We start from the raw sequence: 12,280 nt of genomic DNA on the forward strand, positions 1-12,280 counted from the left end.
TTGCCACGAATTCGCGTGTCACCGGAAGTCCCGCGACGGGACGGCGATCGCCAACGCCAACTTCTGCATGCGATCGGCCACCAGGTTGAGGACGCCTTCCGGGCTGCGTTCCAGCCGCCCCCGCACCAGCAACGCGCTGCTGCCCAGCGCCACCGACCGGTAACGGGCCCACAGCCCCTCCGAACACGTCACGTTGAGCATGCCGGTCTCGTCCTCGAGGTTGATGAACGTGACCCCTCCCGCGGTGGCAGGGCGCTGGCGGTGCGTCACCAGCCCCCCGACCAGCACCCGGGGCGGCCGCACGTCGGGGTCGTAGGGATCGAGGGTCTCGACGACCACGTCGCCCCCCTCCGAGCCCCCGCGGCCGCCGCGGCCCGCCCGCCGCGCGGTCCCGGCCATGGCCCGCCTGCCCACCTCGTCGAGCATGTCGATGCGCACCGCGCCGAGACCGTCGAGCGTCGCGCGCAGGTGCTCGACCGGATGGCTGTCGGGCGAGACCCCGGTGGCCCACACGTCGGAGACGGTGAGCTCGACATCGGTCATCCCCGGCAGGGCGGGTGCCTCCATCCCGACAGTGGCACCCGGCAGATGCTCCGGCCGCACCGCCGCGACCACCCCCGCCGCCCACAACGCCGACCGGCGGTCGATCCCGAAGCAGCCGAACGCCCCCGCCGTGGCCAGCGCCTCGGCCTGCGGCGCGGTGAGCCGGACCCGGCGGGCCAGGTCGGCCAGGTCGCGGTAGCGCCCGTTGCGGACGCGTTCCGCCTCGACCTCCTCCGCCTTGTCGATCCCGACCGACCGCACTTCCCCCATCCCGAGCCGGACCGCGACACCGCCTTCGCTGCGCGCCTCCGGCTCCAGCGTGGCCTCCGCGCCGCCCTCGCAGACGTCGGGGCCGCGGACGAGAACCCCGTGCCTGCGGGCGTCGGCCACCAGCGACTGCGGCGAGTAGAAGCCCATCGGCTGCGAGTTCAGCAGCGCGGCGCAGAAGGCAGCCGGGTAGTACCGCTTGAACCAGGCGCTGTAGTAGACCAGCGACGCGAAGCTGATCGAGTGGCTCTCCGGGAAGCCGAAGTTCGCGAACGCCAGCATCTTGGTGAAGATGCCGTCGGCCACCTCGCCGGTGATCCCGTTGGCCGCCATTCCGTCGAAGAAGCGGCCGCGCAGCCGTTCCATCTTCTCCGTCGAGCGCTTGGAGCCCATCGCACGGCGCAGCTCGTCGGCGTCGGCCGCCGAGAACCCGGCGACGTCGACCGCGACCTGCATGAGCTGCTCCTGGAACAGCGGCACCCCCAGCGTCTTCTGGAGCGCCCCCTCGAGCAGCGGGTGCTCGTGGTGCCAGGTCTCCAGGCCACGGCGGCGGCGGATGTAGGGGTGCACCGAGCCCCCCTGGATCGGCCCCGGCCGGATCAGCGCCACCTCCACCACCAGGTCGTAGAACCGCTCCGGCCGCAGCCGCGGCAGCGTGGCCATCTGGGCGCGCGACTCCACCTGGAACACCCCGACCGAGTCGGCCCGCTGCAGCATCTCGTAGACCTCGGGATCGGTCGGCTGCAGCTCGTGCAGCTCCACGTGCCTTCCGTGGTGCCCGGCCACCAGGTCGATCATGATGTGCAGGGCCGTGAGCATGCCCAGGCCGAGCAGGTCGAACTTCACCAGGCCCGCGGCCGCACAGTCGTCCTTGTCCCACTGCACGACCGTGCGGTCCTGCATCCGCGCCCACTCCACCGGGACGACCTCCGAGACCGGCCGGTCGCAGATGACCATGCCTCCGGAGTGGATGCCCAGGTGGCGGGGGAACCCGAGCAGCTGTTCGGCGAGGGAGAGCACCGCAGGCGGCATCCCGTCGGGCGGGGGCGGACCGTCGGGGCCGCCGATACCGTGCCAGCGCTCGATCTGTCTGCTCCAGGCGTCCTGCTGGCCGGGTGAGAAGCCCAGCGCCTTGGCCATGTCACGCACCGCGGACCGCGGCCGGTAGGTGATGACGTTGGCGACCTGCGCGGCACAGCCCCGGCCGTACTTCTCGTAGACGTACTGGATGACCTCCTCGCGGCGGCCCGACTCGATGTCGAGGTCGATGTCGGGGTACCCGTCGCGTGCCGGGGAGAGGAACCGTTCGAACAGCAGGCCGCTGGCCACCGCGTCGACGTGGGTGATGCCCAGGGCGTAGCAGACCGCCGAGTTGGCCGCCGACCCCCGGCCCTGGCAGAGGATGTCCTGCCCACGGCAGAACTCGACGATGTCGTGGACGATCAGGAAGTACCCGGGGAACTTCTTCTCGACGATGATCGCCATCTCGTGCTCGATCGTCTCGGCGGCCTCGGGGTTCTCCGCCTGGCTGCCGTAGCGGCACATGGCCCCCTTGCGCACCCGCTCCCACAGCAACGACGTCTCGTCGTGTCCCTCGGGGACGTCGAACGGCGGCAGGTCGGGCGCGACGAGGTCGATCGTGAAGGCGCACTCCCTGCCGAGCGCCGCCGCCCGGGCCACCGCACCCGGGTACCGGGCCTCGAAGCGCGCCGCCATCTCCGCACCCGACCGCAGGTGCGCCGTGGCCGCGGGCGGGAGCCAGCCGTCGGCCTCGTCGAGGCTGCGCCGGGCCCGGACCGCGGCCAGCGCCCCGGCCAGCGGGTACCGCCCCGGCGAGGCGTAGTGGGCAGCGGTGGTGGCCACCGTGGGTAGCCCCGTCCGGGCCGCGAGGGCGGCCAGCACGTCGTTGCGTTCGGTGTCGCCCGGCAGCCCGTGCTGCGTGAGCTCCACGACGACGTGGTCCCGGCCGAACCGCTCGACCAGCCACGCGAGCGCCTCCTCCGCCGCTGCGGGCCCGCCCGCCCGCAACGCCTGCTGCACCGCACCCTTGCGACACCCGGTGAGCGCCACGACCCGGCCCGCCGTCTCCGCGACGACGTGCTCCAGGTCGTACACCGGGCGCCCCTTCTCCTCACCCTCGATCTGCGCCTTGCTGATCACCCGGCACAGCGCCCGGTAGCCCTCCGGATCACGGGCCAGCAGCAGCAGGTGACTGCCCTCGGGATCGGGCACCCCGTTCTGCGGCGCGGACAGCCCCAGGCTCAGCTCGGCGCCGAAGACCGTGGCCACCCCCAGCTCCGCCGCCGCCTCCGCGAACCGGACCACCCCGTACATGCCGTCGTGGTCGGTGAGGGCGACCGCGTCGAGCCCCAGCCGGGCCGCCTCCTCGACCAGCTCCTCGGGATGGCTCGCACCGTCGAGGAAACTGAAGTTCGAATGGCAGTGCAGCTCGGCGTAGGGCACCCGCACACCCCCGCCGGCCACGGACGACGGCGGGGCCCGGTAGGGCTCACGCTTGCGCGACCAGGCCGGACTGTCACCCCCGTCGCCCTCGGGAGGACCGCCGGTGAGGCTCGCGCCGTCACGCGGCCGGCCGGAGAGCACCGACTCCAGCTCGGCCCAGCTGACGTCGGGATTGTTGAAACCCACGCGCCGAGCTTAGTCGAACATGCGTTCGAGCGACGAGGGTTGTCCACAGGGTGGACGCCCCGGGACGACCGTGGGTCGGGTGCGGGCCGGGGTCAGGTGCGAGCCGGGGCGGGGAGGTGCTCGTCGAGCATCGCGTCGAGCGCCGACTTCGGCCGCGCCCCCACCACCCGGGCCACCCTCTCCCCGCCGACGTAGAGGTCGAGCGTCGGCATCGCCATGACACCGGTGTCGCGGCAGACCAGCGGATTGACGTCGGCATCGACCGAGACGACGCGCAGCCCGCCCGCCCGCTCCCGCGCGATCTGCGCGAGCACCGGGGCGATCATGCGACACGGCGGGCACCAGGTCGCCCAGAAGTCGACGAGCACCGGCACCTCGGAGCCGACGACCTCGGCGGCGAAGGTGGCGTCGGTGACGGCGGGCAGATCGGGTCCGGACATGGTTCCTCCCGGGAACGTCGTGCGAGAAGGTGTGGTCGACCTGGTGGAGGAGCGTGCGCGGCTAGGGCTCGACGCCGGAGAACTCGCAGCGGGCGCGCGAGGCCTCCCCGAGCTGGCGGGTGAGCTCGCCGCGGACCTCGTGCAGCCGGTCGACGGAGTCGTCGACCTCCGCGATCCTGCGTCGCAGCACGGCGAGCGAGTCGGGGCAGCTCGCGGCCCGTTCGTGGCCCGCCCGCAGGCACTCCACGAACGGGCGCGTGTCCTCCAGCGCGAACCCGAGCCCGACGAGCATCCGGATCTCGCGGATCGTGCGCAGGTCGGTGTCGTCGTAGGCGCGGTAGCCGTTCGCGTCGCGACGCCCGGTGAGCAGGCCCAGCTCGTCGTAGTGGCGCAGCGTCCGCGTGGTCACGTCCGCCAGCCGGGCCAGTTCACCGATCCGCATCGTCGCCCTCCTCGGGTCGAGGACGACGCTAGACCTTCACGCCGACGTGAACGCCAGCCCCGATCCCGCCGGGGCGTGGATCAGCCGACGAGGGAGGAGTCGATGTCGGCGACGGAGGCCGCGCCGAGCTGCGACATCACGCGGACGACCTCGTTGCGCAGCAGGTCGAGCACCCGGTCGACACCGGCCTCGCCCGCCGCCGCGAGCGCGTACATGTAGGGCCGGCCGACGAGCACCGCCCGAGCGCCGAGCGCGACGGCCTTGACGACGTCGGAGCCACGGCGCACGCCGCTGTCGAGGAACACCTCGGCACGGCCCGCGGCGGCGTCGACGACCTCGCCGAGGACGTCGATGGTCGCCGGGGCGCCGTCCATGTTCCGGCCGCCGTGGTTGGACACGACGATGCCGTCGACCCCCAGGTCGACCAGCAGGGGCACCTCGTCGGCGCGCAGGATCCCCTTGACGACGAGTGGGCCGTCCCAGCGCTCGCGCAGCCAGCGGATGTCCTCGGGCGTCACGGACTTCACGTGGCTGATGGCGTCGGCGAGGTTGTCGTAGGCACGCTTGGCGGCCATGACGTCGACCGCGGGACCGCGTTGTGCGTCAGTGGCCGGGGCCGGGGCCGGGGCGCCGCCCCGCCCGGCGCGCGGGTCGAGCTTGGCCGCGACCCGACCGAAGCCGGCGCTGCCGAGCAGGTAGTCGCGTGCCCAGAGCGGGCGGGAGGCACCGGCGAGGACGAGCTGGGGAGAGATCTTGAGCGGGATGCCGACGCGGTTGCGCAGGTCCTTCTCGCGGTACCGCTTGATCGCGCTGTCGACGGTCACGCACAGGACGCGGTAGCCGGCGCCTTCGACGCGGTCGATCAGCTCGACGTTCGCCCGGTGCTCGGGCTTCATGTACAGCTGGTACCAGAGCGGACCGGTGGCGGCCCTCGCGATGACCTCGGGCTTCTCGCTGGCCCCGCCGGCGACGGCGAACGCGGTGCCCAGGCGGCCCGCGGCGCGGGCGACCGCGGGCTCGGACGCGCTGTGGCACATCCGCGCGGAGCTGCACGGGGCCAGCATGAACGGCACCGACACCTGGTCGCCCAGGATCGTGGTGGTGGTGTCGACCTTGGTGACGTCGGCGAGCGCGCGGGGGCGCAGGACGATCCGGTCGAGCGAGTCACGGTTGCGGCGCAACGTCACCTCGTCGCCCGCACCGCCGTCGACGATGTCGAACACGGCCCGGGGCAGGCGTCGGCGTGCCAGGCTGCGCATGTCCTCGACGTTGTGGACGTGCGCGAGTCTTCCCGCCCTCATGACGACTCCTCCCGGACCGGCCGTGATCGGGCCAACGTACTTTCGTCCCGTACCTCGTGAACCGCCGGGGTCCGCGGCAGCGGTGCCGTGCGGTACGGAACGGGCTGACCGCCGCAGGAGCGCGCCGGCCGGCTCGGGCCCTCCGTGCGAGGGTCGGTACGGCCGGAGTCGGCCGGCGCGCTCCCGGTGGTGGTGGCTCGGACCTAGTCGTAGCCGGCGGCGAGCCACCACCTCCCCCGGGCGGCCGTCAGGAGCACGGCCGTGCCGTCGTCGAGCACGACCTGCAGCCGGGCCGTCCCCACCGCGCCGGGCACCCACCAGCGCTGCTGCACCGGCCACGGCCCCGCCCAGCCGACGACAGTGCCCGACGGCCCGCCCGGGACGTCGAGCCGCTCGGGGACGGTGGCCAGCAGGTCGGAGGCCTGGAGCCCGACGGGCCCTCCCGCGGCGTCGAGCAGGACGGCGGGCTGCGGCTCGGGCAGCACCGATGCGGGCGACGGCGCGGGGAGCCTGCCCGGCCACGCGGGCGGGGGCGAGAGCAGGGCGGGGCGGGCGGTCCGGACCGGTTTGGTGCGACGGGTGCCGCGCCGGGCGTTGCGCCGCATGGGCCCGGCGGGTGGGGGCGGCGGTTGGGCCGCCCCGGGGCCGGGCTCGCGCGAGCGTCCCGGCCCCGAACCACCACCGGTACGGCCGGCCCGTGAGCCGGGGCCGTCGGGCGAACAGCCCCCCTCGGGGGCCTGCTCCCCCGACATCGGACCGGCCCGCTCGTCGGAGACGCCGTCGAGCGTGCCGCGGGCGTCGCCCCAGGCGACGAACCGGACCCGTTCGGCGGGATCGCGGCCACCGGTGAGCACCGCCGTGACGACCCCGCCCGGACCCAGCAGCGCCTGCGCCCGGACGAGGGCTCGCCCGGCCCGCTCGTCGGCCACTCCGACCTCGCCCCACAGTCCGAGCTGCAACGCGCCCGCGGTGACCGTCTCCTCGGGCGTCAGCCGCATCCGCACGACGGCGCCCGACCCGCCCCGGGTGAGCCACGCGTCGAGCTGCCAGCGCACCCGGTCGACCGTGCCGGACGGGGTGAGCGGCTCGGCGCAGCGCCAGATCCGCAGCAGCTCCTCGCCCTGTTCCGTGGTGGCCGCGACGCCCAGCCGGGTACAGGACAGCCCGTGTCCGGCGAGCACACCGTGCAGCCGTTCGGCGAGGCCGCGGGCAGCGAACGCGGCGGCATCGACCCGGTCGACCGGCGGGTCGAGCTCCAGCTCCACCGCCAGCTCCTCGGGCGGGCAGCGCCGCACGGGCGGGCGCGGGTCGAGTCCGCGCGCCAGCCGGTGGGCCAGCACGGCGTCGGCGCCGAACCGGGACGCGACGTCGGCCGCGTCGAGCGAGCCGAACGCGCCGAGGCTGCGCAGCCCGAGCCGGCGCAGCAGCCCGACGAGCTCGGACCGGTCGACCTCCGGCTCACGGTCGAGCTCGTCGACGTCCATCGGGGCGAGGAACGCCGGCGTGGCCCCCGCCTCGACGGCGACCCCGCGGCGGGCGGCGAGCACGGCGGCGAACAACCCGTCGGCCACCCCGACCTGGCACTCGACGCCGGTGCGGGCCGCCACCTGGTCGACCAGCCGCTCCGCGGCCCCCAGCTCCCCGCCGAAGAACCCGGCGGGCCCGCGGGCGGGCAGCGCCACCAGGCCCGGCCGGACGACCTCGACCCCCGGCGCCAGCTCCTCCACCGCGACGACGACGGGTTCGAAGAGCCGGGCGTCGCGTTCGGGGTCGCGGCCCAGGACCGCGAGCTCGGGACAGCGGGCCTGGGCCTCGCGGCGGCGCAACCCCCGGCGCACCCCGTGGGCGCGGGCGGTGGCCGAGCAGGCCAGCACCCGGTTGGCGACGACCACCGCCGCGGGCCGGTGCGACGGGACCCCCTCGGCGCGGGCGGCGGCGGTGACCGGCCAGTCGGGCGACCAGAGCGCCAGTACCCGCACCGGTCCGTCGTCAGGATCCGCCCCCGCGCCCACCCTGCTCATACGGCGGCCACCCGCTCCTGGACCGGGGCCGCGTCCACGGACACCGTCTCGGGAGCACCGACCGGCCCGGGCAGCAGCAACGGGACCTCCCGGCCGCCCGGGGCGATCCCCCGCCCGCGCACCCGTACCCCGGCCCGCCGGGCGCGCAACCGCCCGGCACCGCCGCCGACCAGCCCTTCCCACGACGGCCGGGTGCAGGCCAGCTCCAGATCGGCTCCCGCCCACGAGCCCAGCGCGATCAGTACCGTGCCGCGCTGGCGGGCCCGCGCGGCGAGCCGTTGCCGATCGGCCGCCCGGACCCCGGCACGTTCGTGGCCCGCGACGGCCACGAGATCGAGCCCGTCGACCAGGGCGGCGACCACCGCGACGAGGTCGCGCCCCGGCTCGGGGACCAGCGCCAGCCTGTCGAGCCGGATCCCGGCCTCGGCGGCGGCGAGTGCGCCCAGGTCCGGACGGCCGACGACCCCTGCCCAGGCTCCCGCTGCCGACGCCTCGGCGAGCAGCGCGAACAGCAGGGAGGTGGCTCCCGGGGTGGCCGCCACCGCCACCGTGGACCCCCGACGCAGGCCTCCCGCGGGCAGCACCCGGGCGAGCGCAGGGACGACGGGCAGGACCTGCCCGTCGGCACCCGGGGTGGGTGCGACCCTGGCCGGGTCGAGCCGGGCGGGGCGCTCCACCCGCCGCAACAACCCCCGCGCCATCTCGAGCCTGCTCGCCGCATCGGCCCGCGCCACCTCGGCCATCGCCACACCCTCCGACACACCCGTCATTCGAACTTGTGTTCGAATCATAGGGACCGGCGGAGGGCGGCTCAACCGCCCCACGACCGCCTGTGGACAACGTCGGCGAGCCACTCGGAAGGGTCATGGATCTACCGGTTGTCCACAGTCACTCGAACGAGGAGTCCCGTCACCGCCCGCCGTGACTGTACGAATATGCAGCCGGGCCGGTCCCCGACCCGGGTTCTCCCTTCGACTCGTTGGAGCGACACACGTGACGCGGGGTCAGAAACGCCGTACCCAGCTGGCCGGCCTCACCCTAGACCTGCCCCCGGCACCCCTCGACCACACCGCCGGCCTGCCCGGACACCGGCCGCCGCGCGTCCTCGCCCTCGTCCCCGCGCACGACGAGCAGCGGACCCTCCCCGAGGCGATCGCATCGCTGCGCAACCAGACCGTCGCGCTCCACCGCATCGTCGTCGTCGCCGACAACTGCACCGACGACACCGCCCTCGTCGCGCGCAGACACGGGGCGGAGGTCGTCGAGACCCACGACAACCGTGACCGCAAGGCCGGCGCCCTGAACCAGGCACTGGCCCTGCTGCTGCCCACCCTGTCCGACGACGACCTGCTGCTCGTCACCGACGCCGACTCGATGCTGGTCCCCGGGTTCGTCGAGACCGCCGTACTGCGGCTGCACGCCGACCACACCGTGGGCGCCGTCGGCGGTGTCTTCCACGGCGAGGCCGGCGCGGGCCTCGTCGGGGCCCTGCAGCGCAACGAGTACGCCCGCTACGCCCGGGAGATCTCCCGGCGCGGCGACCGCGCGTCGGTGCTCACCGGGACGGCCACCGTGTTCCGGGTCGGGGTGCTGCGGGAGGTCGCGCGCAGCCGCGGCGACAGGCTCCCCGGCCCGGCCGGGCACGTCTACGACCCCGGCGCGCTCACCGAGGACAACGAGATCACCCTGGCCGTGCGCACCCTCGGCGGGCGGACGGTCTCCCCCGCGGCGTGCGGCGTCCTGACCGAGATCATGCCGACGTGGCGCGACCTGTGGCACCAGCGCCTGCGCTGGCAGCGCGGGGCCCTGGAGAACCTGCGCGGCTACGGGCTCACCGCCGTCACCGTGCCCTACCTGGCCCGACAGGTCGGCATGTACCTCGGCATCGTCGCGGTCGCGCTCTTCCTGCTGGCCACCGCACTGTTCGCGACGGCCGGCCTGCTCGGTCCGCCCGCCGGGCTCTGGCTCGCGGTCACGGCGGTGTTCGTCGTCGAACGGGTGTGGACGGTCCGTGCCCGCGGACCCGCCGGCATCGCGCTCGCGCTGCCGATGGTGGTCGAGTTCGGCTACGACCTGTTCCAGCAGGCGGTGTTCCTGCGCGCCGCGTCCGAGACCCTGCGGGGCAGGCGGGCCACCTGGCACCATCTCTCCCCCAGCAGGGCGTGAACCGTTGTACGCCAAGCTGTGCGCCGCCACCGGCGGCGTCGCCGTACCGGTCGGGCTGGCCGGCTACGCGGTCGACGACCTGCCGTGGCCGATGGCGGTGCTGTGGCACGTCGTCGCGGCGACGACGCTGCTCACCGCGGCCCTCGCCCTGCTCCGGATACTGCCGAGAGGGCGGGGCCGCGAGTGAGCGCTCAGTGCGCGAAGTGCCGCGTCCCCGTCAGGTACAGCGGGACACCCGCCGCGGCGGCCGCCTCGGTGACGACGTCGTCGCGGATCGAGCCGCCCGGGTGCACCACCGCGGCGACGCCGGCCTCGAGCAGGATCTCCAGGCCGTCGGGGAACGGGAAGAACGCGTCCGACGCCGCGACCGACCCGCGGGCCCGGGCGCCCGCCCGGGCCACGGCCAGCCGCGCCGAGTCGACCCGGTTGACCTGCCCCATCCCGACGCCGACGGCCGCACCGCCCGACGCCAGCAGGATCGCGTTGGACTTCACGGCCCGGCAGGCCCGCCATGCGAACAGCAAATCGGCGAGGACGTCGTCGGACACGGGGTCGCCGGTCGCGAGCGTCCACGCCGACGGGTCGTCGCCGGGGGCGTCGATCGCGTCACGCTGCTGCAGCAGCAGCCCACCGGAGATCGGCCGCTGCTCGACGCCGAGGCGCCGACCGGGACCGTCGATACGCAGGAGCCGCACGTTCTTCTTGCGCCCCAGGATCTCCAGCGCCTCGGGCGCGAACGCGGGGGCGACGACGACCTCGGTGAAGATGTCCGCCACCTGCGTGGCCATCTCCGCGCTGACCTCACCGTTGACCGCGATGACACCGCCGAAGGCGCTCAGCGGGTCGGTGGCGTGGGCCTTGCGGTGGGCCTCGGCGACGTCGGTGCCGACCGCGATGCCGCACGGGTTGGCGTGCTTGATGACCGCGACGGTCGGCACGTCACCGTGGTCGTGCGCGGCCCGCCAGGCGGCGTCGGCGTCGACGTAGTTGTTGTAGGACATCTCCTTGCCGTGCAGCTGCTCCGCGCCCGCGAGACCGCCCGAACCGTCGACGTAGAGTGCTGCGGCCTGGTGCGGGTTCTCGCCGTAGCGCAGCGTCGCCGCCCGGTCCCAGGTGGCACCGGCCCAGTCCGGGAACGGTCCGCCCTCGGGGTCGGCGGCCAGGACGCTGCCCATCCAGGACGCGACGGCGACGTCGTAGGTGGCGGTGTGGCGGAACGCGTCGGCGGCGAGCCGGCGCCGGTCGGTGAGGTCGAACCCGCCCTGCTTGATCTGCTCCAGGACCCACGCGTACCGGGAGGGGTCGACGACGACCGCGACGCTGTCGTGGTTCTTCGCCGACGCGCGGACCATCGCGGGACCGCCGATGTCGATCTGCTCGACGCACTCCTCCGGCGTGGCGCCCGACGCGACGGTCTGCGTGAACGGGTAGAGGTTCGACACCAGCATGTCGAACGGCGCGATGCCCAGCTGCTCCAGCTGCGCGAGGTGCTCGGGGCGGCGGGTGTCGGCCAGCAGCCCGGCGTGCACCCGCGGGTGCAGCGTCTTCACCCGACCGTCGAGACATTCGGGGAACCCCGTCAGCTCCTCGACGGGCGTCACGGGCACGCCCGCGTCGGCGATCCGCTGCGCCGTCGACCCGGTCGACACGATCTCGACGCCGAGGGCGTGCAGCCCCGTCGCGAGATCGAGCAGGCCGGCCTTGTCGTAGACGCTGATCAGGGCCCGTCGGACCGCTCTGCGCTCGCTCACGGAAGGTCACCTCTCGTCCGGTCGCGCCCGCCTCGGACGAGCGCGGCGACGGTGCCCACCAGCAACCGTCGTTCTGTGATCTTGATGCGTTCGTGCAGCTCGGCCTCTGAGTCGCCGGGCAGCACCGGGACCGCCTCCTGGGCGAGGATCGGTCCGGTGTCGACACCGCTGTCGACGAGGTGCACCGTCGCACCACTGATCTTGACCCCGTGTGCCAGCGCGTCGCGGACCCCGTGGGCCCCGGGGAAGGACGGCAGCAGCGCGGGGTGGGTGTTGATCACCGGGCAGGTGATGCGCGACAGGAAGGCCGGGCCGAGGATCTTCATGAACCCGGCGGAGACGACCAGGTCGGGCCGGTACGCGGCGACGGCCTCGGTGAGGGCGAGGTCCCAGGCGACACGGTCGGCGTACTCGGGGACGGCGACGGAGAAGGTGTCGACGCCCGCGGCCTCCGCGCGGTCGAGCGCGCCCACTCCGGCGCGGTCGGTGCCGACGGCGACGACGCCCGCGGGGTAGGCGGGGTCGGCGGTGGCGTCGAGGAGGGCCTGCAGGAGGGTGCCGGTGCCGGATGCGAGGACCACGATCCGGCTGCGGACGGGCTGCTCGCGCTGCGGGGCGGAACCGGACGACTCGGGCACACCACTCCTCGGGCACGGCGGTTCGACAGACGAATGTCGAGGTCGAGCCTAAGCCGAGGCGG

General features: G+C 74.5%; 10 protein-coding genes. 2 read left to right on the forward strand and 8 right to left on the reverse strand.

Annotated elements, in window-relative coordinates:
- Positions 1-18: 18 nt before the first annotated feature.
- From AB7F12_RS19635 to AB7F12_RS19660, 6 genes are all read right to left on the reverse strand, one after another.
- Positions 19-3,459, reverse strand: coding sequence for an error-prone DNA polymerase (locus AB7F12_RS19635; protein WP_428496970.1), 3,441 nt, complete (start codon positions 3,457-3,459; stop codon positions 19-21).
- A gap of 92 nt (positions 3,460-3,551) precedes the next feature.
- Positions 3,552-3,899 carry a thioredoxin family protein gene (locus AB7F12_RS19640; RefSeq protein ID WP_428496969.1) on the reverse strand — a complete coding sequence of 116 codons (348 nt, stop codon included), beginning with the start codon at positions 3,897-3,899 and terminating at the stop codon, positions 3,552-3,554.
- 61 nt (positions 3,900-3,960) lie between these two features.
- On the reverse strand, positions 3,961-4,341 hold the full coding sequence (locus tag AB7F12_RS19645) for a MerR family transcriptional regulator (protein WP_428496968.1): 381 nt from the start codon (positions 4,339-4,341) through the stop codon (positions 3,961-3,963).
- An 80-nt stretch (positions 4,342-4,421) separates the two neighbouring features.
- Positions 4,422-5,642, reverse strand: a complete 1,221-nt coding sequence (locus AB7F12_RS19650; protein WP_428496967.1) for an alpha-hydroxy acid oxidase — start codon at positions 5,640-5,642, stop codon at positions 4,422-4,424.
- A 203-nt stretch (positions 5,643-5,845) separates the two neighbouring features.
- Complete coding sequence (locus tag AB7F12_RS19655; RefSeq protein WP_428496966.1) at positions 5,846-7,663, reverse strand: DNA polymerase Y family protein; 1,818 nt, start codon at positions 7,661-7,663, stop codon at positions 5,846-5,848.
- The gene (locus AB7F12_RS19660) at positions 7,660-8,433 is read right to left on the reverse strand and encodes a hypothetical protein (RefSeq protein ID WP_428516718.1); all 774 of its coding nucleotides are present in this window, start codon (positions 8,431-8,433) and stop codon (positions 7,660-7,662) included. The genes AB7F12_RS19655 and AB7F12_RS19660 overlap by 4 nt, the downstream gene beginning before the upstream one ends.
- A gap of 223 nt (positions 8,434-8,656) precedes the next feature.
- Here AB7F12_RS19660 and AB7F12_RS19665 point away from each other — a divergent pair, with 223 nt between their 5' ends.
- Together AB7F12_RS19665 and AB7F12_RS19670 are read left to right on the forward strand one after the other, a co-directional pair.
- Positions 8,657-9,829 carry a glycosyltransferase family 2 protein gene (locus AB7F12_RS19665; RefSeq protein WP_428496964.1) on the forward strand — a complete coding sequence of 391 codons (1,173 nt, stop codon included), beginning with the start codon at positions 8,657-8,659 and terminating at the stop codon, positions 9,827-9,829.
- A 4-nt stretch (positions 9,830-9,833) separates the two neighbouring features.
- A complete protein-coding gene (locus AB7F12_RS19670; RefSeq protein ID WP_428496963.1) occupies positions 9,834-10,016 on the forward strand; it encodes a hypothetical protein in 183 nt (60 codons plus the stop codon).
- A 4-nt stretch (positions 10,017-10,020) separates the two neighbouring features.
- Here the strand turns inward: AB7F12_RS19670 and purH are convergent, their stop codons facing one another.
- Both purH and purN read right to left on the reverse strand, forming a co-directional pair.
- Positions 10,021-11,580, reverse strand: coding sequence for a bifunctional phosphoribosylaminoimidazolecarboxamide formyltransferase/IMP cyclohydrolase (gene purH, locus AB7F12_RS19675; RefSeq protein ID WP_428496962.1), 1,560 nt, complete (start codon positions 11,578-11,580; stop codon positions 10,021-10,023).
- Positions 11,577-12,218, reverse strand: coding sequence for a phosphoribosylglycinamide formyltransferase (gene purN, locus AB7F12_RS19680; protein WP_428496961.1), 642 nt, complete (start codon positions 12,216-12,218; stop codon positions 11,577-11,579). The genes purH and purN overlap by 4 nt, the downstream gene beginning before the upstream one ends.
- Positions 12,219-12,280: the final 62 nt, after the last annotated feature.

Origin of the sequence: Pseudonocardia sp. (assembly GCF_050250275.1) — a bacterium.
In the GTDB taxonomy this organism is placed as follows: domain Bacteria; phylum Actinomycetota; class Actinomycetes; order Mycobacteriales; family Pseudonocardiaceae; genus Pseudonocardia.